General features: G+C 73.5%; 21 protein-coding genes and 1 rRNA gene. 18 read left to right on the forward strand and 4 right to left on the reverse strand.

The window, feature by feature from the left end; all coding sequences use genetic code 11:
• Window positions 1-92, forward strand: a 5S ribosomal RNA gene (rrf, locus tag ABZ565_RS32620); the annotation flags it as partial.
• 22 nt (window positions 93-114) lie between these two features.
• Here the strand turns inward: rrf and ABZ565_RS32625 are convergent.
• The gene (locus ABZ565_RS32625; protein ID WP_361035146.1) at window positions 115-1,527 is read right to left on the reverse strand and encodes a hypothetical protein; all 1,413 of its coding nucleotides are present in this window, start codon (window positions 1,525-1,527) and stop codon (window positions 115-117) included.
• On the opposite strand from ABZ565_RS32625, the gene ABZ565_RS32630 reads away from it, so the two are divergent.
• Entirely contained in the window at window positions 1,486-2,235 is a 750-nt protein-coding gene (locus tag ABZ565_RS32630) for a tetratricopeptide repeat protein (RefSeq protein ID WP_361035149.1), read from the forward strand. The two genes, ABZ565_RS32625 and ABZ565_RS32630, sit on opposite strands and share 42 nt — an antisense overlap.
• A 49-nt stretch (window positions 2,236-2,284) precedes the next feature.
• Here ABZ565_RS32630 and ABZ565_RS32635 read toward each other — a convergent pair whose 3' ends face one another.
• Window positions 2,285-3,565 (reverse strand): DUF1015 domain-containing protein, encoded by a 1,281-nt coding sequence (locus ABZ565_RS32635; protein WP_361035061.1) that lies wholly within the window; start codon window positions 3,563-3,565, stop codon window positions 2,285-2,287.
• A 71-nt stretch (window positions 3,566-3,636) separates the two neighbouring features.
• On the opposite strand from ABZ565_RS32635, the gene ABZ565_RS32640 reads away from it, so the two are divergent.
• The 4 genes from ABZ565_RS32640 (at window position 3,637) to ABZ565_RS32655 (ending at window position 7,728) form a co-directional block, all read left to right on the forward strand.
• On the forward strand, window positions 3,637-4,665 hold the full coding sequence (locus ABZ565_RS32640; protein ID WP_361035064.1) for an HAD-IIA family hydrolase: 1,029 nt from the start codon (window positions 3,637-3,639) through the stop codon (window positions 4,663-4,665).
• A 149-nt stretch (window positions 4,666-4,814) separates the two neighbouring features.
• Window positions 4,815-5,774, forward strand: coding sequence for an iron chelate uptake ABC transporter family permease subunit (locus ABZ565_RS32645; RefSeq protein WP_361035152.1), 960 nt, complete (start codon window positions 4,815-4,817; stop codon window positions 5,772-5,774).
• Complete coding sequence (locus ABZ565_RS32650; RefSeq protein ID WP_361035067.1) at window positions 5,771-6,844, forward strand: iron chelate uptake ABC transporter family permease subunit; 1,074 nt, start codon at window positions 5,771-5,773, stop codon at window positions 6,842-6,844. The genes ABZ565_RS32645 and ABZ565_RS32650 overlap by 4 nt, the downstream gene beginning before the upstream one ends.
• A 50-nt stretch (window positions 6,845-6,894) precedes the next feature.
• On the forward strand, window positions 6,895-7,728 hold the full coding sequence (locus ABZ565_RS32655; protein WP_361035071.1) for an ABC transporter ATP-binding protein: 834 nt from the start codon (window positions 6,895-6,897) through the stop codon (window positions 7,726-7,728).
• A 14-nt stretch (window positions 7,729-7,742) separates the two neighbouring features.
• On the opposite strand, the gene ABZ565_RS32660 is transcribed toward ABZ565_RS32655, so the two are convergent.
• A complete protein-coding gene (locus tag ABZ565_RS32660) occupies window positions 7,743-8,090 on the reverse strand; it encodes an SCP2 sterol-binding domain-containing protein (protein ID WP_361035155.1) in 348 nt (115 codons plus the stop codon).
• A gap of 54 nt (window positions 8,091-8,144) precedes the next feature.
• On the opposite strand from ABZ565_RS32660, the gene ABZ565_RS32665 reads away from it, so the two are divergent.
• From ABZ565_RS32665 to ABZ565_RS32690, 6 genes are all read left to right on the forward strand, one after another.
• Entirely contained in the window at window positions 8,145-8,417 is a 273-nt protein-coding gene (locus ABZ565_RS32665; protein ID WP_018103593.1) for a hypothetical protein, read from the forward strand.
• Window positions 8,418-8,424: 7 nt separating this feature from the next.
• Window positions 8,425-9,240 carry a TlyA family RNA methyltransferase gene (locus ABZ565_RS32670; protein WP_361035074.1) on the forward strand — a complete coding sequence of 272 codons (816 nt, stop codon included), beginning with the start codon at window positions 8,425-8,427 and terminating at the stop codon, window positions 9,238-9,240.
• Window positions 9,237-10,142 (forward strand): NAD kinase, encoded by a 906-nt coding sequence (locus tag ABZ565_RS32675; RefSeq protein ID WP_361035076.1) that lies wholly within the window; start codon window positions 9,237-9,239, stop codon window positions 10,140-10,142. Before ABZ565_RS32670 ends, ABZ565_RS32675 begins: the two co-directional genes overlap by 4 nt.
• Before the next feature lie 74 nt (window positions 10,143-10,216).
• Window positions 10,217-11,962 carry a DNA repair protein RecN gene (gene recN / locus ABZ565_RS32680; RefSeq protein WP_361035079.1) on the forward strand — a complete coding sequence of 582 codons (1,746 nt, stop codon included), beginning with the start codon at window positions 10,217-10,219 and terminating at the stop codon, window positions 11,960-11,962.
• Window positions 11,963-12,182: 220 nt separating this feature from the next.
• Window positions 12,183-13,268, forward strand: a complete 1,086-nt coding sequence (locus ABZ565_RS32685; protein WP_361035082.1) for a glycosyltransferase family 4 protein — start codon at window positions 12,183-12,185, stop codon at window positions 13,266-13,268.
• Window positions 13,269-13,325: 57 nt separating this feature from the next.
• Window positions 13,326-14,219, forward strand: coding sequence for a sulfurtransferase (locus tag ABZ565_RS32690; protein WP_361035085.1), 894 nt, complete (start codon window positions 13,326-13,328; stop codon window positions 14,217-14,219).
• Window positions 14,220-14,280: 61 nt separating this feature from the next.
• On the opposite strand, the gene ABZ565_RS32695 is transcribed toward ABZ565_RS32690, so the two are convergent.
• Window positions 14,281-16,083 carry a glycoside hydrolase family 15 protein gene (locus ABZ565_RS32695; RefSeq protein ID WP_361035158.1) on the reverse strand — a complete coding sequence of 601 codons (1,803 nt, stop codon included), beginning with the start codon at window positions 16,081-16,083 and terminating at the stop codon, window positions 14,281-14,283.
• Window positions 16,084-16,485: 402 nt separating this feature from the next.
• On the opposite strand from ABZ565_RS32695, the gene ABZ565_RS32700 reads away from it, so the two are divergent.
• From ABZ565_RS32700 to ABZ565_RS32725, 6 genes are all read left to right on the forward strand, one after another.
• The gene (locus tag ABZ565_RS32700) at window positions 16,486-18,159 is read left to right on the forward strand and encodes a CTP synthase (protein ID WP_361035088.1); all 1,674 of its coding nucleotides are present in this window, start codon (window positions 16,486-16,488) and stop codon (window positions 18,157-18,159) included.
• A gap of 90 nt (window positions 18,160-18,249) precedes the next feature.
• On the forward strand, window positions 18,250-18,876 hold the full coding sequence (locus ABZ565_RS32705; protein ID WP_361035091.1) for an NUDIX hydrolase: 627 nt from the start codon (window positions 18,250-18,252) through the stop codon (window positions 18,874-18,876).
• Window positions 18,877-19,081: 205 nt separating this feature from the next.
• On the forward strand, window positions 19,082-21,145 hold the full coding sequence (locus ABZ565_RS32710; RefSeq protein WP_361035094.1) for a tetratricopeptide repeat protein: 2,064 nt from the start codon (window positions 19,082-19,084) through the stop codon (window positions 21,143-21,145).
• Between the two features lie 142 nt (window positions 21,146-21,287).
• The gene (gene ald, locus ABZ565_RS32715; RefSeq protein ID WP_361035162.1) at window positions 21,288-22,403 is read left to right on the forward strand and encodes an alanine dehydrogenase; all 1,116 of its coding nucleotides are present in this window, start codon (window positions 21,288-21,290) and stop codon (window positions 22,401-22,403) included.
• A gap of 367 nt (window positions 22,404-22,770) precedes the next feature.
• Complete coding sequence (locus ABZ565_RS32720) at window positions 22,771-23,889, forward strand: ParA family protein (RefSeq protein WP_361035097.1); 1,119 nt, start codon at window positions 22,771-22,773, stop codon at window positions 23,887-23,889.
• Window positions 23,886-24,470 (forward strand): hypothetical protein, encoded by a 585-nt coding sequence (locus ABZ565_RS32725; RefSeq protein WP_361035165.1) that lies wholly within the window; start codon window positions 23,886-23,888, stop codon window positions 24,468-24,470. Before ABZ565_RS32720 ends, ABZ565_RS32725 begins: the two co-directional genes overlap by 4 nt.
• Window positions 24,471-24,479: the final 9 nt, after the last annotated feature.

Below are 24,479 nucleotides of genomic sequence, written 5' to 3' on the forward strand. Positions count from 1 at the left end.
CGCCCGGTTACATTCCGAACCCGGAAGCTAAGCCTTTCAGCGCCGATGGTACTGCAGGGGGGACCCTGTGGGAGAGTAGGACGCCGCCGAACAATTTTTGAAGGACCCTTGGTCTCAGCGTTCAGCGCTGGGACCAAGGGTCCTTTTTGTTTTGCCCGAAGCGCGTCGGGTGTCCGGCTGCGCAAGAATGTCTGTAGTACCCCGATGACAGGAGCTCCACCCATGTCCACCAACTCTCCCGACGATCGTTCGGAGCGCGAGCCGCGTCGCCGGGACGGCGGTGACCGGGGCGGCTTCGGCGGCGGTCGCGACGACCGTTCGCGCGGTCCGCGCCGGGACAACGACCGCGGTGGACCGCGCCGCGACGACCGTCCCTCCGGGGCCGGGGGCGGCTTCCGTCGCGACGACCGGGACCGCGACCGGGATCGTGGACCGCGCCGCGATGACCGCCCCTCCGGCGGTGGCTTCCGTCGGGACGACCGAGGTGGTTCCACCGGTGGCGGCTTCCGTCGCGATGACCGTGGTGGTGGCTACGACAACCGTGGTGGCGGGGGCGGGTTCCGTCGTGACGACCGGGCTCCGCGCCGGGACGACGACCGTGGTGGCCGGCCGGGTGGCTTCGACCGCCGTGACGATCGGCCGCGTGGCCCTCGCCGGGACGATGACAACCGTGGTGGCGGCTTCCGTCGCGACGACCGCCCGTCCGGTGGTGGTTTCCGGGGCCGCGACGACCGAGGGGGCAACTCCGGCGGAGGGTTCCGTCGTGACGACCGGGCTCCGCGCCGGGACGACGACCGTGGCGGGTTCCGCCGCGACGACCGGGCTCCGCGCCGGGACGACGACCGTGGTGGCCGGCCGGGTGGCTTCGACCGCCGTGACGATCGGCCGCGTGGCCCTCGCCGGGACGATGACAACCGTGGTGGCGGCTTCCGTCGCGACGACCGCCCGTCCGGTGGCGGTTTCCGGGGCCGCGACGACCGAGGGGGCAACTCCGGCGGAGGGTTCCGCCGCGACGACCGTGCCCCGCGCCGCGATGACGACCGTGGCGGGTTCCGCCGCGATGACCGGGCTCCGCGCCGGGACGACGACCGTGGCGGGTTCCGTCGTGACGACCGGGCTCCGCGCCGGGACGACGACCGTGGCGGGTTCCGTCGTGACGACCGTGCCCCGCGCCGGGACGACGACCGTGGCGGGTTCCGCCGTGACGACCGTGCCCCGCGCCGCGATGACGACCGTGGCGGCTTCCGCCGCGACGACCGCGACCGCGGCCCCCGGCGCGACGACAGTCGTCCGGCCGGTGGCGGGTTCCGCCGTGACGACCGGGACCGCGACCGCGGCCCCCGGCGCGAAGACAACCGGGGCGGCGGCTTCCGCGGCCAGCGGGACGACCGTGACCGGGGTGGCTTCCGGGGCCGCGACGACCGCGGTGGCCGGCCGGGCGGTTACGAGCGCCGGGACGACCGCGACCGCGAGCCCATCAAGCGGCTGCCCATCCCGGACGACGTCACCGGTCACGAGATCGACCAAGACGTCCGCCAGGAGCTGCTGAGCCTCCCCAAGACGCTGGCCGAGGACGTCGCGCGCAACCTGGTCATGGTGGCCCGGCTCATCGACGAGGACCCCGAGGAGGCGTACGCGTACTCGCGCATCGCCCTCCGGCTCGCGTCCCGGGTCGCCGCCGTCCGCGAGGCCGCCGGTTTCGCCGCCTACGCGACGCAGAAGTACGCGGAGGCCCTGGCGGAGTTCCGGGCGGCCCGGCGGATGACCGGGTCCGTGGAGCTGTGGCCGGTCATGGCCGACTGCGAGCGCGGTCTCGGGCGGCCCGAGAAGGCCATGGCGATGGCCGGTGAGCCCGAGGTGCAGAAGCTGGACAAGGCGGGCCAGGTCGAGATGCGTCTCGTGGCCGCCGGTGCCCGGCGGGACATGGGGCAGCTCGACGCCGCCATCGTCACCCTGCAGAGCCCCGAGCTCGCCTCGAACGCCGTCCACCCGTGGACCCCGCGCCTGCGCTACGCGTACGCGGACGCGCTGCTCGAAGCGGGCCGCGAGGACGAGGCGCGCGAGTGGTTCGGCAAGGCGCTGGAGGCCGACAAGGACGGCGCCACCGACGCGTCCGACCGCCTTGCCGAGCTGGACGGCGTCGAGTTCGTGGACGCCCTGGACGACGAGGACGAGCCCGTCGCCGCCGACGCGGACCGGGACGACGCCGACGAGGACGGCACGTCCCAGGCGTAACGCATGAGAAGAGGGCGGCACCCCGAGGGGGTGCCGCCCTCTTTCGCGTTCAGCCCAGGTTCAGGCTGCGCAGGACCAGACCCGTCGCCGGCTTCGGGCCGAACGACGTCGACTTGCGGGGCATGGTGACGCCCTGGCGGGCCAGGTCCCGGACCAGCTCCTCGCGTACCGGATGCATCAGCACCGCCGTGGAGCCGTGCCGCTCGGCCTGTTCCACCGCGGCGGCGGTGTCGTGGATGTACGCGATGTGCGCCGGGTCGTCCGGGATGCGCCACACCCGGTCGAGCAGCGCCGAGTGCAGGACCGTCGCGTCGAGGGTGCGCCAGGCGTCCGGGCGGTCCGCCGGGACCGTCCGGGCCAGCAGAGTCTCGTCCGGGCGGTCGACCAGATGGAAGGCCCCGTCGCCCGCGAGCAGGAAGGCGTTGCCCTCGGCGGCCGCCCCGGCCAGGGCCTCCATCGCGTCGGGAAGCGGCCCCGCCACCTCCCGTGTCCGGAAGAGGCCGGTCAGCGCGGCCAGCGCGTCCGCGACGGGCAGTCCGTGCAGCAGACGGTGGATGGCGCGGACCCGGAGCGGGTAGCGCGCGGTGTCCACCAGGAGCACGAGGCCGTAGTCCCAGGGGCCCGGGCCCGCGTGTTCCTGCTGGAGCCTGAGATAGGTGGCCCAGCGGTGGTGGCCGTCCGCGACCAGCGCCTGGTGCCCGGCCAGGTCCGCCTGGATCTCCGCGCGTTCGGCGGGATCGGTCACCGCCCACAGCCGGTGCCGGAAGCCGTCCTCCGTGGTCGTGCAGAGCAGCGGTTCGCGCCCGACGGTCCGCTCGACCACGGCGGTCGCCCCCGTCGCCGTGTCCCCGTCGCCCCGGTACGTCAGCAGCAGCGGTTCCAGGTGGGCGGCGGTGGCGCGCATCAGGTCGGCCCGGTCCTCGACCACATGCGCCATGACGTCCTCGTGCGGCAGCACCACGCCGTCGGCCGGCCCCGAGAGCGCGAGGGCGCCGATGACCCCTCGTTGCAGGATCTCCTCGTCGCGCTGCTCGTACACGTACAGGGCGGGCTCGGCGTCCGGCGCGAGGACGCCCTCCGCGAGCCAGTCGTCCAGGGTGGCGGCGGCCCGGGCGTTGCGGGCGGCGACCGTGCCGGCCTGGGGCAGGATCAGCCGGACGATGTTGTGCGGGTCCGCCGACTCCAGGTGCAGCAGTCCGTCGGGCCGCACGACCACGTCGTACGGGGGAGAGGTCACCGCGGCGAGGCTGCCGACCCGTTCGGGGACGTACCGCAGGCCACGGAACGGAAGCAGACGCAGTCCCTGGTCCGCCGTGCCTCGTGTGTTCATCCACGCATCGTATGTGGGGTACGGGGATGCGCGATGATCGGGGGAGAAGCAGTCGATGAGGAGCGCGGAACATGAGCGGGACGAGCAGGACCAGGCCGAGCGGCAGCAGCACCGCGCTGAGTGAGGCGTACGACACGGCGCTGCTCGACCTCGACGGTGTGGTGTACGCGGGCGGGCTGGCGATCGACCACGCCGTCGAGGCGCTCGCTGCCGCGCGGGACGGCGGGATGCACCTGGCGTACGTCACCAACAACGCGCTGCGCACGCCGGCCGCGGTGGCCGAGCACCTGACCGAGCTGGGTGTTCCGGCCGAGCCCACCGACGTGATCACCTCGGCGCAGGCCGTGGCCCGGCTGGTCGCCGACCAGCTGCCCGCCGGGGCACGGGTCCTGGTCGTCGGCGGCGAGGGACTGCGCGTCGCGCTGCGGGAACGCGGCCTGGAACCCGTCGAGTCGGCCGACGACGACCCGGTCGCCGTGGTCCAGGGATACGGCGGCCCCGACCTGGCGTGGGGCCGGTTCGCCGAGGCGTCGTACGCGGTCAACCGCGGGCTGCCGTGGTTCGCGTCCAACACCGACCTGACGATCCCGGGCTCCCGGGGCATCGCGCCGGGCAACGGGGCGGCCGTCGAGGTCGTCCGCATCGCCACCGGTGCCGAGCCGCAGGTGGCCGGGAAGCCGCTCCCGCCGATGCACCGCGAGACGGTGCTGCGCACCGGCGCGAAAAGGCCGCTGGTGGTCGGCGACCGGCTCGACACCGACATCGAGGGGGCGTTCAACGGCGGCGTCGACTCGCTGCTGGTCCTCACCGGGGTGACCGACGCGGCGCAGCTGGTGACCGCCGTCCCCGAGCACCGGCCGACGTACATCGACGCGGACCTGCGCGGGCTGCTCACCGGACAGCCCGAGGTGACGGAGGACGGCGGGGGATTCCGCTGCGGGGGCTGGACGGCGTCCGCCGGGGGCGGCGCTCTCGTGCTGGAGGGCGACGGCGACGTGCTCGACGGGCTGCGGGCGCTGTGCGCCGCGGCCTGGTCGCACGCCGGGGACGGGGCGTGCGACCTGAACGCGGAGAAGGCCGTGGGGCGACTGGGGCGGTGAGGGCGGCCCCGGAGCCTCAAGGCTGGGTAGGCTAACCTAACCGGGTGTTGGTTGAAAGCCCCCCGGATTCCCATTCCGGCCCGATAGCCGCGCCGGACAAGGCCGCCGCTCCCCGCAGGCGTCACGCGGCGAGAGCGGCGGGGCTCCTGGTGGCCGTGGCCGTCCTCGCGCTGGTGTGTCTCGCGTCCGTCGGGATCGGGGCCAAGGCCCTGCCGGTCTCCGACGTGTGGCACGGCCTGTTCCACTACGCGGGCAGCGGCGACGACGTCCTCGTACGCAAGGTTCGCGTCCCCCGCACCGTGCTGGGGCTCCTCGTGGGTGCCGCGCTGGGGCTCGCCGGGGCGGTGATGCAGGCGCTGACCCGTAACCCGCTGGCCGAGCCCGGCATCCTCGGCGTCAACGCGGGGGCCTCGGCCGCCGTCGTCTCCGCCATCAGCTTCTTCGGCGTCACCTCGCTGACCGGCTATGTGTGGTTCGCGTTCGCGGGGGCCGCGATCGTGTCGGTGGCCGTGTACTTCCTCGGCGGAAGCCGGTCCTCCACCCCGGTGCGGCTCGCGCTCGCCGGGACGGCCGTGACCGCCGCGCTGTACGGATACGTCAACGCCGTCCAGCTGCTGGACTCGGCGGCGCTCGACCGGCTGCGGTTCTGGACGGTCGGCTCGCTGGCCTCGGCGAACACGGAGACCGTCGGCAAGGTGTGGCCGTTCATCGCGGCGGGCGTCCTGCTGACCGTGTTCATCGCGCGCCCGCTCAACGCCCTGGAGATGGGCGACGACACCGCCCGGGCGCTGGGCGCGCACCTGACCAGGACCCGGGTGCTCGCGATGCTCGCCGTCACCCTGCTGTGCGGGGCGGCGACCGCCGCGTGCGGGCCCATCGTCTTCATCGGGCTGATGATCCCGCACCTGGTGCGTACCCTCACCGGTCCCGACCTGCGGTGGATCCTCCCGTACGCGGCGGTGCTCTCCCCGGTGCTCCTGCTGGGCGCGGACGTGGCCGGCCGGGTCATCGCCCGCCCCTCCGAACTCCAGGTCGGCATCGTCACCGCGCTCATCGGCGGGCCCGTCTTCATCTACCTCGTACGACGCAAGAGGATGTCCCAGCTGTGAAGGCCACGACCACGAAGGAGACGGCACGCGCCGTCCGTCCGGTACGGGCCGTGCGGACGGCCGGCGGGTACTCGTTCCGGATGGACGTGCGGGCGGCCCTGGTCGTCCTGCTCCTGGCCGTCGTGGCGGCGGGCACCGCGATCGTCCTCATCGGCAGCGGCGACTTCTCGATGACGCCCGGCGAGGTCCTGACCACGCTCTTCGGCCACGGCACCTTCCAGCAGGAGTTCATCGTCACGGACCTGCGGCTGCCCCGGGTCCTCGTCGGACTCCTGGTCGGCGGTGCGCTCGGCGCCGGGGGCGCCGTCTTCCAGACCATCTCGCGCAACCCGCTCGGCAGCCCCGACGTGCTCGGCTTCGGGCAGGGCGCCACGGTCGGCGCGCTCACCGTGATCGTCCTCTTCGGGGGCGACGCGAAGGAGGTAGCGGCCGGTGCGGTCGTCGGCGGCCTGCTGACCGGTCTCGCCGTCTACCTGCTGGCGTGGAAGCGCGGGGTGCACGGCTTCCGGCTCGTCCTGGTGGGGATCGGGGCGGCGGCCATGCTGACCGCCGCCACCCACTACCTGATCACCAAGGCGGACCTGGTCGACGCGACGCGTGCCGTCGTCTGGATGACCGGCTCGCTCGACGGCCGCGACTGGGCGCAGGTCTGGCCGCTGCTGGCCGTCTGCGCCGTGCTGCTCCCCCTGGTGTACGGGCACGGGCCGGCCCTGCGCGTCATGGAGATGGGGGACGACGCCGCGTACGCGCTCGGGGTGCGCGTCGAACGCACCCGCCTCCTCCTCACGGGGGCCGCCGTGCTGCTCGTCGCCGTCGCCACGGCGGCCGCCGGGCCGATCGCCTTCGTCTCGTTGAGCGCCCCGCAGCTGGCGCGCCGGCTGACCCGTTCCACCGGACCGAACCTGGTGGCCGCGACGTTCATGGGCGCGGCGCTCCTGCTCGTCGCCGACTGGATCGCGCTCGACGCGTTCGGTGACCGCCAGCTGCCGGTGGGTGTGGTCACCGGGGTGCTCGGCGGCTGCTATCTGCTGTGGCTCCTGGTGACCGAGCGCAAGGCGGGGCGCATATGACGTCCCCTTCCGTCGTCCCTTCCCGACCGTCCGACCCCCGGAGTACGACCATGCAGCGCCTCACCGCGGACTCGGTGACCCTCGGATACGACCAGCGGGTCATCGCGGAGAACCTTTCGGTCGAGATACCCGACCACTCGTTCACCGTGATCGTCGGCCCCAACGCCTGCGGCAAGTCGACGCTGCTGCGGGCGCTCTCCCGGATGCTGAAGCCGAGCCGGGGCCAGGTGCTCCTCGACGGCCGGTCGATCCACGGGCTGCCCGCCAAGAAGGTCGCGAAGACGCTGGGCCTGCTGCCGCAGTCCTCGATCGCGCCGGAGGGCATCACCGTCGCGGACCTCGTGGCGCGGGGGCGGTACCCGCACCAGGGGCTGCTGCGGCAGTGGTCGCCGGAGGACGAGCGGGTGGTCCAGGAGTCGATGGAGTCGACGGGCGTCGGTGAGCTGGCCGATCGCTATGTCGATGAACTGTCCGGCGGCCAGCGCCAGCGGGTCTGGATCGCGATGGCCCTCGCCCAGCAGACGCCGCTGCTCCTGCTGGACGAGCCGACGACGTACCTCGACATCCAGCACCAGATCGATGTGCTGGACCTGTGCGCCGAGCTGCACGAGACGCAGGGGCGGACGCTGGTGGCCGTCCTGCACGACCTGAACCACGCGGCGCGGTACGCCACGCATCTGATCGCGATGCGCGGCGGGGAGATCGTCGCGGAGGGGGCGCCGGGGGAGATCGTCACCGCGGAGCTGGTGGAGCGGGTGTTCGGGCTGCGGTGTCAGGTGATCCCGGATCCGGAGACGGGGACGCCGTTGGTGGTGCCGGCGGCGCGGGCGCGCGGGGCGCGCGGGACCTCCGAAAAGACGCCCTCAAGCGCCGGACGGGCTTGATGTGGCTGATGCCGTCACAGTAGTGACTTCAGTTTCAGTAGGTCTCTGAAGCCTGCTTCCAGGCGAACTCGGCCCGCCGCCCACGCCTTGGCGAAGTTCAGGTCGCCGTCGACCATGGCGACCAGGTCGTCGCCGGTCATCGCGAGGCGGATCTCGGCCTTTTCGCGGGGTGGGCCCTCCAGCGTGTCCAGGACCTGGATGCGGCCGCCGGAGAGGCGGCCGGTGAACGTGATGTCCAGGTCCCGGATGTGGCAGCTCAGCGAGCGGTCCAGGTCGGCGGCACGGCGCACGTCGCCGTCGGCCCCCGCGAGGTTGTCGGAAAGTCTGTCGAGTGCGCTGCGGCACTCCGCCATGGTCGCCATCATGATCGACGGTACCCCAGCGCTTCGCGGTAGCGTTTCCGCATGAGCGACCCGATGCCCGAGCCCGAGACGGACGCCCCGCCGGAGCCGGCCGAGCCCGCGGGGCCGGCGCCTCTCGGTGTCGTACGGACGCCCACCGGCAGCGCCGAGGTGGACGGCCTGCTGGAGCGGCTGGCCGATGCCGACCACCTCGCGGCGGACGGACACACCGAGGTGTACGAGGATGTACACCGGGGCCTGCGCGAGGCGCTGAGCGCGCTGGACGCCGGGCCCGCCCCCGCACCGGGACCACCCGTACCGGTGCCCCCGTACAACCACAGGAGCTGAACCGAACGTGGCAGGAGTCGCCCGTCGCCGTCTCGACGCCGAGCTGGTACGCCGCAAGCTGGCCCGCTCGCGCGAGCACGCCAGCCAGCTGATCGCGGCGGGCCGGGTGACCGTCGGCGGCACCACCGCGACCAAACCGGCCACCCAGGTCGAGACCAGCGCCGCCGTCGTCGTCACCAAGGACGACAGCGACCCCGAGTACGTCTCGCGCGGCGGCCACAAGCTGGCCGGCGCCCTCGCCGCCTTCGTGCCGCTCGGGCTGGAGGTCGAGGGCCGGCGGGCGCTGGACGCGGGGGCCTCGACCGGCGGGTTCACCGATGTGCTGCTGCGCGCCGGGGTCGCCCGGGTGGTCGCCGTGGACGTCGGCTACGGGCAACTCGCCTGGTCACTCCAGTCCGACGAGCGCGTCGTCGTCAAGGACCGCACCAACGTCCGGGAACTCACCCTGGAGGCCATCGACGGCGAGCCGGTCGACCTGGTGGTGGGCGACCTGTCGTTCATCCCGCTCGGGCTCGTGCTGCCGGCCCTGATCCGCTGCACGGCCCCCGGAGCCGACCTGGTCCTCATGGTCAAGCCGCAGTTCGAGGTCGGCAAGGAACGGCTCGGCAGCGGCGGTGTGGTGCGCGACCCCGAACTGCGCGCCGAGGCGGTACGGGAAGTGGCCCGCCGGGCGTGGGCGCTGGGCCTGGGGGTGCGGGGCGTGACCGCGAGCCCGCTGCCGGGGCCTTCCGGGAACGTCGAGTACTTTCTGTGGCTGCGGGCCGGAGCACCGGAACTGGATCCCGCGGATGTCGACCGTGCAGTGACGGAGGGGCCCCGTTGACGACGAATGCGGCACGTACAGTCTTCCTGCTCGCGCACACCGGCCGCCCGGCCGCGATCCGCAGCGCGGAGCTCGTGGTCCAAGGGCTGCTGCACAACGGCCTGGGGGTGCGGGTCCTCGCCACGGAGGCGGCCGACCTGCCCCTGCCCCCGTCCGTGGAGACCGTCACCGACGCCACGCCCGAGGTGCTCAACGGCTGTGAGCTGCTGATCGTCCTCGGCGGCGACGGGACGCTGCTGCGCGGCGCCGAACTCTCCCGCGCCTCCGGCGTGCCCATGCTCGGCGTCAACCTCGGCCGGGTCGGCTTCCTCGCCGAGGCCGAGCGCGACGACCTCGACAAGGTGGTCGACCGGGTCGTCACCCGGGCGTACACGGTCGAGGAGCGCATGACGATCGACGTCCTGGTGCACAGCAACGGGGACGTCGTCCACACCGACTGGGCGCTCAACGAGGCGGCCGTGCAGAAGGTGTCGCCGGAGCGGATGCTCGAAGTCGTCCTGGAGATCGACGGCCGCCCGGTGACCGGGTTCGGCTGCGACGGCATCGTGTGCGCGACCCCCACCGGCTCGACCGCGTACGCCTTCTCGGCCGGCGGGCCCGTCGTCTGGCCGGAGGTCGAGGCGCTGCTGATGGTCCCGATCAGCGCCCACGCCCTGTTCGCCAAGCCGCTCGTGACCTCGCCCAAGTCGGTGCTCGCCGTCGAGGTCCAGCCGCACACCCCGCACGGGGTGCTGTGGTGCGACGGGCGCAGGACCGTCGAACTGCCCTCCGGGGCGCGGGTCGAGGTGCGGCGCGGCGCCGTGCCCGTCCGGCTGGCCCGGCTGCACCAGGCGTCGTTCACGGACCGCCTCGTCGCCAAGTTCGCGCTGCCCGTGTCGGGGTGGCGGGGCGCGCCGCACTGACCCCGGCGGATCGCACGATCCGGGGGCCCGGGCCGTGGCCCGTGTGCGCGCGGGCGGGGAAACCTCGTATGGTCATGTCCGTGTTGGAGGAGATGCGGATACGGTCGCTCGGGGTCATCGACGACGCGGTGGTGGAGCTGTCACCCGGCTTCACCGCGGTGACGGGGGAGACCGGCGCCGGCAAGACCATGGTCGTCACCAGCCTGGGGCTGCTGCTCGGCGGGCGCGCCGACCCCGCCCTGGTGCGGATCGGCGCCAAGGCCGCGGTGGTCGAGGGCCGGATCACGGTGGCCGGGGGCGACGCGGTGGCCCTGCGCGCCGAGGAGGCCGGGGCCGAGATCGAGGACGGGGCGCTGCTCATCAGCCGCACCGTCTCCGCCGAAGGGCGCTCGCGGGCGCACCTCGGCGGCAGATCCGTGCCCGTGGGCGTGCTGTCCGAGCTGGCCGACGAACTCGTCGCCGTGCACGGCCAGACCGACCAGCAGGGCCTCCTCAAGCCCGCCCGGCAGCGCCAGGCCCTCGACCGGTACGCGGGCGACGGCGTCGCCGTGCCGCTCGCCACGTACGCGGCGGCCTACCGGCGGCTGCGGGACGTGGCGGCGGAGCTGGACGAGCTGACGACGCGCGCCCGCGAACGCGCCCAGGAGGCCGACCTGCTGCGCTTCGGCCTCGACGAGATCGCCGCCGTCGAACCCCTGCCGGGCGAGGACACCGAGCTGGCCGCCGAGGCCCAGCGGCTCGGTCACGCCGACGCGCTCGCCTCCGCCGCCGCCCTCGCGCACACCGCGCTGGCCGGCAACCCGGAGGACCCCGAGGCGCTGGACGCCACGACCGTGGTGGCCGCCGCCCGGCAGGCCCTCGACGGGGTGCGCTCGCACGACCCGGCGCTCGCCTCGCTCGCCGACCGGGTCGGCGAGATCTCCATCCTGCTCGCGGACGTCTCCGGCGAACTGTCCGGTTACGCGGACCAGCTCGACGCCGATCCGCTGCGGCTCGCCGCCGTCGAGGAGCGGCGCGCCGCGCTCACCGCCCTCACCCGCAAGTACGGCGAGGACATCACCGCCGTACTCGCCTGGGCGCAGGAGGGCGCGGCCCGGCTCACCGAGCTGGAGGGCGACGACGACCGGATCGCCGAGCTGACCGCCGAGCGGGACGCCCTGCGCGCCGAACTCTCGGGCCTCGGGCAGGCGCTGAGCGACGCCCGGACGGCGGCCGCCGCGTCCTTCGCGGAGGCGGTGACCGAGGAGCTGGCGTCCCTGGCCATGCCGCACGCCCGGGTCTCCTTCGACATCCGGCAGACCGAGGCGGCGGACGAGGCGTCCGGCATCGAGATCGGCGGACGGAACGTGGCGTACGGCCCGTCCGGCGCGGACGAGGTCGAACTGCTGCTGGCCCCGCACCCCGGCGCCCAGCCCCGGCCGATCGCCAAGGGCGCGTCGGGCGGTGAGCTGTCCCGGGTGATGCTCGCGGTCGAGGTGGTCTTCGCGGGATCCGACCCCGTGCCCACGTACCTCTTCGACGAGGTCGACGCGGGCGTCGGCGGCAAGGCGGCCGTCGAGGTCGGGCGGCGGCTCGCGAAGCTGGCGAAGTCCGCCCAGGTCGTCGTCGTCACGCACCTGCCCCAGGTGGCGGCCTTCGCGGACCGGCAGCTGCTGGTCGAGAAGACCGTGGACGGCTCGGTGACCAGCAGCGGGGTCACCGTCCTGGAGGGCGAGGACCGGGTGCGGGAGTTGTCCCGGATGCTCGCGGGCCAGGAGGACTCCGAGACGGCCCGCGCCCACGCCGAGGAACTGCTCGCCACGGCCCGCGCCGACGGTTAGGGCCTGTCCGGGGCGCGCTCGGCGCGTGCCCCGGCTCCGGCACCCGCCGTACGGGTGTCGTGGCGCCGTACACGCTTTCACCCGTGCGGGTGGTGTCGGCTGTCCGATTTGTCGTGGTGAGCCCCGGAGTAACGGTTCCGTCGTGCCGGAACGTGCGTACGGACTGGCATCCTTGGCCGTGTTCGTACCCCCGACTCGGGAGCCCCGGGAGCCAATCGACGTGTCACAGCTGCGCACGGTCCAGGTACTCGGCGGCGGCAGTGCCGGCAGCAGCACGCACGCCGGCTCGCTGGCCGCCGGGCTGGTCGCCCGGGGAGTGCGGGTCACCGTCTGCGCGCCGGCCGCGCTGGACCGCACCCACGACTTCGCCGCCACCGGCGCCCACTTCGCGCCCGTGCCCCGGCGCAGCGACCCGGCGGCCGTCGCCGCCCTGCGCGCCGCCTGCGCCGACGCGGACGTCGTCCACGCGCACGGACTGTACGCCGCCGTGCGGGCGGCCCTGGCGATCGGCCGCCGGCCCGTCCCCCTGGTCGTCACCTGGCACACCCGGGCCCATGCCGAGGGGGCCCGCCGCCGGCTGCTGCACCTCCTGGAGCGAAGAGCGGTGCGCGCGGCGGCCGTGGTGCTCGCCACCTCCTCCGACCTGGTCGACCGGGCGCGCGCCCGGGGCGCCCGCGACGCCCGGCTCGCGCCCGTCGCCGCCCCCCGGCCGGCGCGCCCGTCCGGACCGCCCGCCGACAAGGTCCGCGCCGAACTCGGAGCGATGGAGCGGCCGTTGATCGTGGCGCTCGGCACACTGGTACCGCAACACGGCTACGGGACCCTGCTCGACGCGGCGGCCGCGTGGCGCCTGCTCGACCCCGTACCACTGGTGGCCGTCGTCGGCGAGGGGCGGGAGCGGGCGGCCCTGAGGCGGCGCATCACGGCCGAGGGCCTGCCCGTCGAACTGCTCGGCGACCGGTCCGACGCCGCCGCGCTCCTGGCCGCCGCCGACGTGGCCGTCCTGCCCAGCCGCTGGGAGTCCCGCTCGACCGCCGCCCAGCAGGCGCTGCGGTCCGGGGTGCCCCTGGTCGCCACGGCGGTCGGCGGCACGCCCGAACTGGTGGGGGACGCCGCCGTCCTCGTGCCGTACGCGGACGCCGAGGCGCTGGCCGCCGAGGTGGCCCGGCTGCTCGGGGACCCGGCCGAGCGGGACCGGCTGGCCGCCGAGGGCCTGCGGCAGGCGGCGAGCTGGCCGACCGAGGACGACACCGTGGCCCAGGTGCTCGCGGTGTACGACGAGCTGGCCCGGCCGTCGGCCCGTTGACAGTCTCCCGACCGGCTGCGATCTTGAAAAGTCGGACCGGGCAGCTGGGGAGGGCGTGTGGGCGAGGAAACGCAGGCGTACGGGGACGAGGGCACCGCCGTCGGCGCGTTGCCCGGCCCCCTCGTCTCCGCGGACTGGCTCGCCGCGCGCCTCGGTGCCCCCGGGCTGCTGGTGCTCGACGCGTCGGTCGGCGCGCACCGGGGGAGCGGGCGGCGGATCGAGGGGGCCCGGGTCTTCGACATCGACGGCGCGCTCTCCGACCACACCGTGCCGGTGCCGCACACCATGCCGGACGCCGCCCGGTTCACCGAGGAGATGCGGGCGCTCGGCCTGAACGACACGGACACCGTGGTCGTGTACGACGCCGCCGGGATCTACTCCAGCGCCCGGGCCCGGTGGATGCTCCGGGCCATGGGCTTCGACCGGGCCGCGGTCCTCGACGGGGGGCTGCCCGCCTGGACCGCCGCCGGGCTGCCCGTCACCGAGAGCGCGCCCGAACCGGCCGCCGGGCGCGGGGACTTCACGGCCCGGCCCCGGCCCGGACTGCTCGTCGGCGCCGGTGAGGTGGCGGAGGTGCTGGCCGATCCGGGGGCGGCGGTGCTCGACGCCAGGACCCGGGGGCGGTTCGAGGGCACGGAGCCCGAGCCGCGGGCCGGGCTGCGCGGCGGCCATATGCCGGGGGCCGTCAGCCTGCCGTTCGGCCGGCTCCAGGACGGGGGCCGGATGCGGGCGCCGGACGAGCTGCGCGCCGCGTTCGCCGGTGCGGCCGGTGACCGTGAGCGGCTGTACTTCAGCTGCGGGTCCGGGGTGACCGCCTGCGTCCTCGCGCTGGGGGCCGAGCTGGCCGGATACCGGGACCTGGCCGTGTACGACGGGTCCTGGAGCGAGTGGGGGCTGCCCTCGGCGGACCCGGAGGTCCGGCCGGTCGTGACGGGCCCGCAGCAGCGCTGATACGGCTCCGCCCGGCTGCCGGGGTCCGGCAGCCGGGCGGAGGAGAAGCGGACCGCGTCCGTCAGCCCACGTACGCCCCGCTCGCCGTCAGGCGCAGGGCCGTGTCGATCAGCGGGACGTGGCTGAACGCCTGCGGGAAGTTGCCCACCTGGCGCTGGAGCCGGGCGTCCCACTCCTCGGCCAGCAGGCCCAGGTCGTTGCGGAGGGACAGCAGCCGCTCGAACAGCCGGCGCGCCTCGTCCACCCGGCCGATCATCGCGAGGTCGTCCGCCAGCCAGAACGAACAGGCCAGGAACGCGCCCTCGTCGCCCTCCAGGCCGTCCACGCCCGCGTCGTCGCCGGCGGTCGGGTAGCGCAGGACGAAGCCGTCCTCCGTGGACAGCTCCCGCTGGATCGCCTCGATGGTGCCGATGACCCGCTTGTCGTCAGGGGGCAGGAAGCCCATCTGCGGGATCAGCAGCAGCGAGGCGTCCAGCTCCTTCGACCCGTACGACTGGGTGAAGGTGTTGCGCTCGGGGTCGTAACCCCGCTCGCAGACGTCCCGGTGGATTTCGTCGCGCAGATCGTGCAGCCGCTCCAGCGGGCCCTCCGCGTCGCCGGACTCGATGAGCTTGATGGTCCGGTCGACCGCGACCCAGGCCATCACCTTGGAGTGCACGAAGTGCCGGCGCGGGCCGCGCACCTCCCAGATGCCCTCGTCCGGCTCGCCCCAGTGCTTCTCCAGGTACTCGATCAGCTTGAGCTGGAGCCCGGTGGCGTAGTCGTTGCGGGCCAGGCCCGTCATGTGCGCCAGGTGCAGCGCCTCGGTGACCTCGCCGTACACGTCCAGCTGGAGCTGGCCGGCGGCGCCGTTGCCGACGCGGACCGGGGCGGAGCCCTCGTAACCCGGCAGCCACTCCAGCTCCGCCTCGCCCAGCTCCCGCTCGCCCGCGATCCCGTACATGATCTGCAGGTTCTCCGGGTCGCCGGCCACCGCGCGCAGCAGCCACTCGCGCCAGGCGCGGGCCTCCTCGCGGTAGCCGGTGCGCAGCAGCGAGGAGAGGGTGATCGCGGCGTCGCGCAGCCAGGTGTAGCGGTAGTCCCAGTTCCGGGAGCCGCCGATGTCCTCGGGCAGCGAGGTGGTCGGCGCGGCGACGATGCCGCCGGTCGGCGCGTACGTCAGGGCCTTGAGCGTGATCAGCGAGCGGACCACGGCCTCGCGGTAGGGGCCGTGGTACGTGCACTGCTCGACCCACTCGCGCCAGAAGTCCGCGGTCGCCTCCAGCGAGCCGTCGGGGTCCGGGAGCGCGGGCGGCTCGTGGTGCGAGGGCTGCCAGCTGATCGTGAACGCGATCCGGTCGCCGGGGGCGACGGTGAAGTCGGAGTACGTCGTCAGGTTCTCGCCGTAGGTGTCGACGGGGGTGTCCAGCCACACCGAGTCCGGGCCCGCGACGGCGACCGTACGTGAGTCCACCTTGTGCACCCACGGGGTGACGCGGCCGTAGCTGAACCGCATGCGCAGCTCCGAGCGCATCGGCACCCGGCCGCTGACGCCCTCCACGATCCGGATCAGCTGCGGCGCCCCGTCGCGCGGCGGCATGAAGTCGGTCACTCTGACCGTGCCGCGCGGCGTATCCCATTCCGATTCGAGGATGAGGGAGTCCCCGCGGTAGCGGCGGCGGTCGGCCGAGGGCGGCTCCGCGCCCTCTGGGCGGGCCGGTCCCAGTCTCCAGAAGCCGTGTTCCTCGGTGCCCAGGAGGCCCGCGAAAACGGCGTGTGAATCGAAGCGGGGCAGGCACAGCCAGTCGGCTGTGCCGTCCCGGCAGACCAGGGCTGCGGTCTGCATGTCTCCGATGAGTGCGTAATCCTCGATGCGCCCGGCCACGTGCATCTCCAGTCGAACGGCCATGTCGCCCCGTGGGGCGCTTACTGCGGGTCAAGACGTTGTCGCAAGGGGTTGTTGTGGGGGGACCTGCGAACTTCCGGCCTCGCCCGAGCGAGTGTCCGAGCAGGATACGACGCACACGGGTGATCCGCGCGACCCTCTTGACAGCCGGACTGCGCCGATCGAGTGGGATGCGAGCGGCATATGCGGATAGCGCCGCACTCGCGGGGCGGTGGCCGGAAGCAGTCTCCCCCGGGCGCTGATACCCTGGTAGCCCGTGGACCGGTGGTCGTCGGCGAGAGCAGACGAGGCCCCCGAACCGCAGCGACGGCATCTCCGGAATCTCCGGACGGCAAGCCGGTACGCACCTCATGATCGCGACCACGGGAGCCCCCTTTGGCTATGCAGCCCACATCCACGACGACCAAGCACATCTTCGTCACCGGGGGTGTCGCCTCTTCCCTCGGCAAGGGTCTGACTGCCTCCAGCCTCGGCGCCCTGCTCAAGGCGCGCGGTCTCCGGGTCACCATGCAGAAGCTCGACCCGTACCTGAACGTCGACCCGGGCACGATGAACCCGTTCCAGCACGGCGAGGTCTTCGTGACCAACGACGGCGCGGAGACGGACCTCGACATCGGCCACTACGAGCGCTTCCTCGACGTGGACCTCGACGGCTCGGCCAACGTCACCACCGGCCAGGTCTACTCGCAGGTCATCGCCAAGGAGCGGCGCGGCGAGTACCTCGGTGACACCGTGCAGGTCATCCCGCACATCACCAACGAGATCAAGCACCGCATCCGCCGGATGGCCACCGACGACGTCGACGTGGTCATCACCGAGGTCGGCGGCACCGTCGGCGACATCGAGTCGCTGCCGTTCCTGGAGACCGTCCGCCAGGTCCGCCACGAGGTCGGCCGGGACAACGTCTTCGTCGTGCACATCTCGCTGCTGCCCTACATCGGCCCCTCCGGCGAGCTGAAGACCAAGCCCACCCAGCACTCCGTGGCCGCGCTGCGCAACATCGGTATCCAGCCGGACGCCATCGTGCTGCGCGCCGACCGCGACGTGCCGACCGCCATCAAGCGCAAGATCTCGCTGATGTGCGACGTGGACGAGGCGGCCGTGGTCGCCTGCGTGGACGCCAAGTCGATCTACGACATCCCCAAGGTGCTGCACACCGAGGGCCTCGACGCCTACGTGGTGCGCAAGCTGGACCTGCCGTTCCGGGACGTCGACTGGACCACCTGGGACGACCTGCTGGACCGCGTCCACAACCCCGACCACGAGGTCACCGTCGCCCTGGTCGGCAAGTACATCGATCTGCCCGACGCCTACCTCTCGGTCACCGAGGCCATCCGGGCCGGCGGCTTCGCCAACAAGGCCCGGGTCAAGGTCGAGTGGGTCGCATCCGACGACTGCAAGACCCCGGCCGGCGCGCAGAAGGCCCTCGCCGGCGTCGACGCGATCTGCATCCCCGGCGGCTTCGGTGAGCGCGGCGTGGTCGGCAAGGTCGGCGCGATCCAGTACGCCCGCGAGAACAAGGTGCCGCTGCTCGGCCTCTGCCTCGGCCTCCAGTGCATCGTGATCGAGGCGGCCCGCAACCTCGCCGGCATCCCGGACGCCAACTCCACCGAGTTCGACGCCGCGACCTCGCACCCCGTCATCTCGACCATGGAGGAGCAACTCGCGTACGTCGAGGGCGCCGGTGACCTGGGCGGCACCATGCGGCTCGGCCTGTACCCGGCCAAGCTCGCCGAGGGTTCGCTGGTCCGCGAGGCGTACGACGACCAGCCGTACGTGGAGGAGCGCCACCGCCACCGCTACGAGGTCAACAACGCCTACCGCGCCGAGCTGGAGAAGAAGGCCGGCCTGGTCTTCTCGGGCACCTCCCCGGACAACAAGCTGGTCGAGTACGTCGAGTACCCGCGCGAGGCCCACCCGTACCTCGTCGCCACCCAGGCGCACCCGGAGCTGCGCTCCCGGCCGACCCGCCCGCACCCGCTCTTCGCCGGCCTGGTGAAGGCGGCCGTCGCCCGCAAGACGGGCGCCCCCGCCGGGGGCGAGCAGGGCAAGTAGGCGGCACCTCCGCAGGCGTTACGGTTGACCGGGGCGCGCGTCCGAGCAGGGACGCGGGCCCCGGTCACCGTTTTTCGTGGGAGGACGCAGATGGGTTTCCAGGACACGCCCGAGGAATGGCGGGTCACCGAGAGCGCGACCCCGTTCCGGGGGAAGAAGACCAGCGTCCGCGCCGACGACGTCGAGATGCCCGACGGTACGGTCGCGCACCGCGACTACCAGGTGCACCCCGGCTCGGTCGCCGTGCTCGCGCTGGACGACGAGGGCCGCGTTCTGGTCCTGCGCCAGTACCGCCACCCGGTCCGCCACAAGCTGTGGGAGATCCCGGCCGGGCTGCTCGACGTGCCCGGCGAGAACCCGCTGCACGCCGCACAGCGCGAGCTGTACGAGGAGGCGCACGTCAAGGCCGAGGACTGGCGGGTGCTCACCGACATCTACACCTCGCCCGGCGGCTCCGACGAGGCCGTACGGATCTTCCTCGCCCGGGACGTCTCCGAGGCGGAGGGCGAGCGCTTCGAGGTCGCCGAGGAGGAGGCCGACATGGAGCTGGCCCGGGTGCCGCTCCAGGACCTCGTGCGCAAGGTGCTCGCCGGCGACCTGCACAACAGCTGCCTGGTCGTGGGCGTGCTCTCGCTCACCGCGGCCCTCGCCGGTGACGGCGTCGACGCGCTGCGCCCCGCCGACGCGCCCTGGCCGGCCCGCCCCTTCGACGCCTGACGCAGCGTCCGAAACCTTGCGGGGCGGTCGATGAGCCCGCCCGTACGGTCACTCCCGTGCATCCCCCGATCGTAAAAAATGCTGATCCGATCGGGGGATGCCCGGGTCGCGCTCCCCCCTCTCCGGCCACCCGCCTGAACTACGCTGCGAATGCCCTGACCGGAGTCCCGCAGGGCGACGCGTGCAGCGAAGTGGAGCGTGGCCCGTGACGGATCAGGCGGTGGACACCAGCGGCCCGGCCGAGGCAGCGGGGACCGAGGAGCCGCCCGCACCGGAACCGGCCCGATTCTTCGGCCGCGAACGCGAGTTGAAGGAACTCCGCGACGACATCGAGCGCGCCGGGCTCGACACCATGGCCGGCCGCCGCAGCGCCCGCGCCCGGGTCCTGCTGATCGCCGGCCGCCCCGGCTCCGGCCGCACCGCGCTCGCCGCCGAACTCGCCCGCCGGCTCCTGGAGACCGGCGACTACCCCGACGGCCTGCTCCGCGTCCGGCTCGCCGAGACCGGCGGCGCCCCCGTCCCCCCGGAGCGCGCCGCCCGCGACCTCCTCGGCCGGCTCGGCCTGACCGGGCCGCCCGGCGCCGAAGCCGACGAGCTGACCGAAATGGTCCGCGAGGCCCTGTCCGCCCGCCGGGTCCTGCTCCTCCTGGACGACGCGGCGGACGCCGAACAGGTCGACCCGCTCCTCCCCGACAACCCGGACTGCCTCGTCGTCGCCACGTCCGAGGGCCCGCTGACCGGCATCCCCGGCGTCCGGCCCTGCACCATCGGCGGCCTGGACCCGGGCTCCGCCGTCCAGCTCCTCGGCCGCGCCACCGGCCAGGTCCGGATCACCGTCGACCCGCTGACCGCCCAGACCCTGGCCGAGGAGTGCGGCGGGCAGCCGGCCGCCCTGGTCCTGATCGGCGGCTGGCTCGCCGCCCGCCCGACCACCTCGGTGGCCGACGCGGGGCGGCAGCTGCGCGCGCTGCCGGACGACCCCGAACCGGCCGCCGGGACGCGCCCGCTGAGCCGCGCCTTCCGCCTCGTCCACGACTCGCTGCCGGCCACCCCCGCCCGGATACTGCGCCTGCTCGCCCTCGCCCCCGGCGGCCTCGCCGACGCCCACACCGCCTCCGCGCTGGCGGGCTGCTCCGTCTCGGCCGCCCGGACCACCCTGGACGACTTCGTGGGCCTGGGCCTGCTGCGCCGGGAGGACGCCGGCGAACCGCAGTACGAGGTGCCGGGCTGCCTGGCCGGGCTGCTGCGGGCCCTCCTGGAGGCCCGGGACCGCCCCGCCGAGATCCAGCTCGCCCGGGCCAGGATGCTGGAGCGCACCGTGCGCCTGCTCCAGTCCTGCCGCGCCGTCACGGACCCCGAGGGCTCGCCGTCCCGCCGCAAGCTGGCCGGGCTCCCGCGCACCCTGCGCTTCCCGGACCCGGAGAGCGCCGCCGCCTGGCTGCGCGCCCGGCGGCCCGCCCTGCTCGCCGCCGCCCGGATCGCCGTCGAGGACGGGGAGCTCGACACGCTCGCCCGCCGGCTGGTCGCCGCGCTGGTGCGGGCGCTCGCCGCGCACGAGGGCACCGACGCGGCGGCCCCCGACCTCTACGCCCTGCACGGCCTGGTGCTGGCCGTCGCCGAGCGCCGCGACCTGCCCCGCGAGCGGGCGGCGGCCCTGCTCAACCTGGCCGACCTGGACGCCGGGACCGGCCGCACCCGGGAGGCGCTGGCCCGCTACCGGGAGGCGCTGGACGCCGGGCGGGCAGCGAAGGACCCGTACGCCACCGGGCGGGCCATGGAGTCCGTGGGCGGCGCCTACGCGGAGCTGGGCGACTACCACCGGGCCTCCGACTGGTACGGACGGGCGCTCGCCCAGCGCCTCACCCAGGGCGAGCCGGCCGAGGCGGCGCGCCTCTACGGGCGGCTCGGCACCGTCCACACCTACGCCGGGCGGTACGGCGAGGCGCTGCGGAACTGGCGGGCGGCCGCGGCGGGCCACCGCAGGCTGGGCGACCTCCCGGCCCAGGCCCGGGCGCTCAGTGAGATGGCCCGGGTCCAGGAGTACGCGGGCCGGCCGCAGGAGTCGCTGCGCACCTGCCGGGAGGCAGTGGAGTGGGCGCGGCGGGCCAAGGACGTACGGCTTCAGGCGGCGCTGGAGCTGCGGCTCGCGGACACCCTGGACCGGCTCGGTGACCCCGCGGCGGCGGGGCTGCACCGGGGCGCGGCCGACAGATTGCTGGGCAAGGAGGCTGTAGCCTGCGAAACCAATAGTGCTTCCGCGGAAAAATAATGCTTTGCAAGGCTAGACAGCGGGAAGCCCTTCATTAGACTGGCTGTACCGCGGCCGTTCGCGGTGCCTTCACATGTGATGCATCTACCCTTTTTGCATCGCTGTGCCCGGATTACCCTCTGAGCCAAGGACCGTGATCGACATGAAGGTCGGCATCCCCCGCGAAGTGAAGAACAACGAGTTCCGTGTGGCGATCACGCCTGCCGGTGTGCATGAGCTCGTCCGCCACGGCCACCAGGTCGTCGTCGAGCGGAACGCCGGAGCGGGCTCCTCCATCACGGACGCGGAGTACGTCGCGGCCGGTGCGGAGATCCTTCCCACCGCCGACGAGGTCTGGGCCGCCGCCGACCTGCTGCTCAAGGTCAAGGAGCCGGTCGCCGAGGAGTACCACCGCCTCCGCAAAGGCCAGACCCTCTTCACCTACCTGCACCTCGCCGCCTCCCGCGAGTGCACCGACGCGCTCCTGGAGTCGGGCACCACCGCCATCGCGTACGAGACCGTCGAGACGGCCAACCGCGCGCTGCCGCTGCTCGCCCCGATGTCCGAGGTCGCGGGCCGGCTGGCCCCGCAGGTCGGCGCGTACCACCTGATGCGCTCGGCCGGCGGCCGCGGCGTGCTCCCGGGCGGCGTCCCCGGTACGGCGGCCGGCCGCGCCGTCGTCATCGGCGGCGGTGTCTCCGGCTGGAATGCCACCCAGATCGCCGTGGGCCTCGGCTTCCACGTCACGCTGCTCGACAAGGACATCAACAAGCTCCGCGAGGCGGACAAGGTCTTCGGCACCAAGGTGCAGACCGTCGTCTCCAACGCCTTCGAGCTGGAGAAGGCCGTGGTCGAGGCCGACCTCGTCGTCGGTGCCGTGCTGATCCCCGGCGCCAAGGCCCCGAAGCTGGTCACCAACGAGCTCGTCGCCAAGATGAAGCCCGGAAGTGTACTTGTCGACATTGCAATTGATCAGGGCGGCTGCTTCGAGGACTCGCACCCCACGACGCACGCCGAGCCGACCTTCCAGGTCCACGACTCGGTCTTCTACTGCGTCGCGAACATGCCCGGCGCGGTGCCCAACACCTCGACGTACGCCCTCACCAACGCGACGCTGCCCTACATCGTGGAGCTCGCGAACCGGGGCTGGGCGGAGGCGCTGCGCCGCGACGCCGCGCTCGCCAAGGGCCTCAACACCCATGACGGGCAGGTCGTTTACCGCGAGGTGGCCGAGGCGCACGGCCTTGACCACGTCGACCTGAACACGCTCATCGGCTGACCGGGGTCAACCCCTTCGTCAACTCCGTGCGTCCGGCCGGACCTTGCTGTCAAGGTCCGGCCGGACGCGTGCGGGGCCGCGCACGCCCCGGCGCAACTCGTCTCGAACGTAACCCTTTAACCGTTTCGTACACCCGGGAAAAGTGTGTACCGAGGGTTGCGCGCCCTTGACAGCGGGGCGTTCGATTGCCGACACAACGGGCCGGGTCCGGCGGATTGTGTTGCTGCGGACAGGGGACACGCCATAGAGTCGCCAATCGTCGGCATGGTGCCACGCTGACCTATCGATAAGTTTCCTGGTCACGTCCAAGGAGGTAAGACGACTTGTGAATGAGTCGACAATTACTCCCGGGGGTGTTCAACCAGGGATGCCTGCACGGGGCCAGAGCCCGAACGGGCTGGAGGCTGTCGGCTCCGTCGCTGTCCGCACCTTCGCCACCCACCAGCACATGACGACAGCCCCCCAGATGATGGACGGCCTACACGTGAACGCCATGGCCGGCAACGAGAGTGGCCGGGACACCGCCCCCCTCGCCGACTTCGCCGAGACGCCCCAGGCGCATTTCTACGACCCCGACGCCGAGTACGAGCCCGACCCGGAGTACGCGGCCACGCTCGCGCCGGACGCCGCCCGGCAGCGCCGCGAGCGGATCGGCCCGACCGGCCGCCCCCTGCCCTACTTCCCGATCCCGGGCCCGCTGACCGACCACGGCCCCGCGAAGATCATCGCGATGTGCAACCAGAAGGGCGGCGTCGGCAAGACCACGTCGACCATCAATCTGGGCGCCGCGCTCGCGGAGTACGGACGGCGCGTCCTGCTGGTCGACTTCGACCCGCAGGGTGCCCTCTCGGTCGGCCTCGGGGTCAACCCGATGGAGCTCGACCTCACCGTCTACAACCTGCTCATGGAGCGGGGCATGGCGGCCGACGAGGTCCTGCTGAAGACCGCGGTCCCCAACATGGACCTGCTCCCCAGCAACATCGACCTCTCCGCCGCCGAGGTGCAGCTCGTCAGCGAGGTGGCCCGCGAGTCCACGCTCCAGCGTGCCCTCAAGCCGCTGATGGCCGACTACGACTACATCGTGATCGACTGTCAGCCCTCGCTCGGCCTGCTCACGGTGAACGCGCTGACCGCCGCGCACAAGGTGATAGTCCCGCTCGAGTGCGAGTTCTTCGCGCTGCGCGGTGTGGCGTTGCTCACCGAGACCATCGAGAAGGTCCAGGAGCGGCTCAACCCGGATCTGGAGCTCGACGGCATCCTCGCCACGATGTACGACTCCCGCACGGTGCACAGCCGCGAGGTCCTGGCGCGGGTGGTCGAGGCATTCGACGACCACGTCTACCACACGGTCATCGGGCGCACGGTCCGCTTCCCGGAGACCACGGTCGCCGGTGAGCCCATCACCACGTACGCCTCCAACTCGGTCGGTGCCGCCGCCTATCGCCAGCTCGCCAGGGAGGTGCTCGCCCGGTGTCACGCCGAGTGAGTCTGCCCGGGGCCGACGAACTGTTCCGTACGACCGGGGGGATGGGGCTCCAGTCCTCGTCGCCCGCGGAGCGGAGGCGCAAGGCGAACGGCGAGGCCCGGATCCCGGCTCCGGCCGGTGAGAACGAACCCGGGGCCGACGCACCGGGGGAGACCGCCCCGGACCCCGGCACCGCGCCCGCGCGCCAGGAGCACGCGGCGGCCGGCGCCGACGCGGGCGACTCGCGCAGCCGGTCCGCCGAGGGGGACCGGGTCGCCGTCGCCGCCCAGGCCGGCCGCCGCCCGCAGCAGCCCGCCGAACCCGCCCCGGCGCCCGTCGTGCAGCAGCAGCGCAGGCGCGGCGGCGGACGCGGTGCGAACCGGCGGCCCAGCGGGCGCGAGCGCCACGACGAGAAGATCACGGTCTACGTCTCCGCCGAGGAGCTGATGGACCTGGAGCACGCGCGCCTCGTCCTGCGCGGCGAGCACGGTCTCGCCGTGGACCGGGGCCGGATCGTGCGCGAGGCGGTCGCCGTCGTCCTGGCGGACCTGGAATCGCGCGGCGACGCGAGCATCCTCGTACGACGGCTGCGCGGCCGCTGACCGGCGGGG

Origin of the sequence: Streptomyces sp. NPDC016469 (assembly GCF_040632905.1) — a bacterium.
Classification (GTDB): domain Bacteria; phylum Actinomycetota; class Actinomycetes; order Streptomycetales; family Streptomycetaceae; genus Streptomyces.

What these genes read in the sequence shown, in the direction of transcription:
- ABZ565_RS32720 (WP_361035097.1), top strand. Translation starts at nt 22,771, where the DNA reads ATGCCTGCACGGGGCCAGAGCCCGAACGGGCTGGAGGCTGTCGGCTCC.
- ABZ565_RS32635 (WP_361035061.1), bottom strand. Translation starts at nt 3,565, where the DNA reads ATGAACACACGAGGCACGGCGGACCAGGGACTGCGTCTGCTTCCGTTC.
- ABZ565_RS32660 (WP_361035155.1), bottom strand. Translation starts at nt 8,090, where the DNA reads ATGGCGACCATGGCGGAGTGCCGCAGCGCACTCGACAGACTTTCCGAC.
- ABZ565_RS32700 (WP_361035088.1), top strand. Translation starts at nt 16,486, where the DNA reads ATGCAGCCCACATCCACGACGACCAAGCACATCTTCGTCACCGGGGGT.
- ABZ565_RS32655 (WP_361035071.1), top strand. Translation starts at nt 6,895, where the DNA reads ATGCAGCGCCTCACCGCGGACTCGGTGACCCTCGGATACGACCAGCGG.
- ald (WP_361035162.1), top strand. Translation starts at nt 21,288, where the DNA reads ATGAAGGTCGGCATCCCCCGCGAAGTGAAGAACAACGAGTTCCGTGTG.
- ABZ565_RS32705 (WP_361035091.1), top strand. Translation starts at nt 18,250, where the DNA reads ATGGGTTTCCAGGACACGCCCGAGGAATGGCGGGTCACCGAGAGCGCG.
- ABZ565_RS32640 (WP_361035064.1), top strand. Translation starts at nt 3,637, where the DNA reads ATGAGCGGGACGAGCAGGACCAGGCCGAGCGGCAGCAGCACCGCGCTG.
- recN (WP_361035079.1), top strand. Translation starts at nt 10,217, where the DNA reads ATGTCCGTGTTGGAGGAGATGCGGATACGGTCGCTCGGGGTCATCGAC.
- ABZ565_RS32665 (WP_018103593.1), top strand. Translation starts at nt 8,145, where the DNA reads ATGCCCGAGCCCGAGACGGACGCCCCGCCGGAGCCGGCCGAGCCCGCG.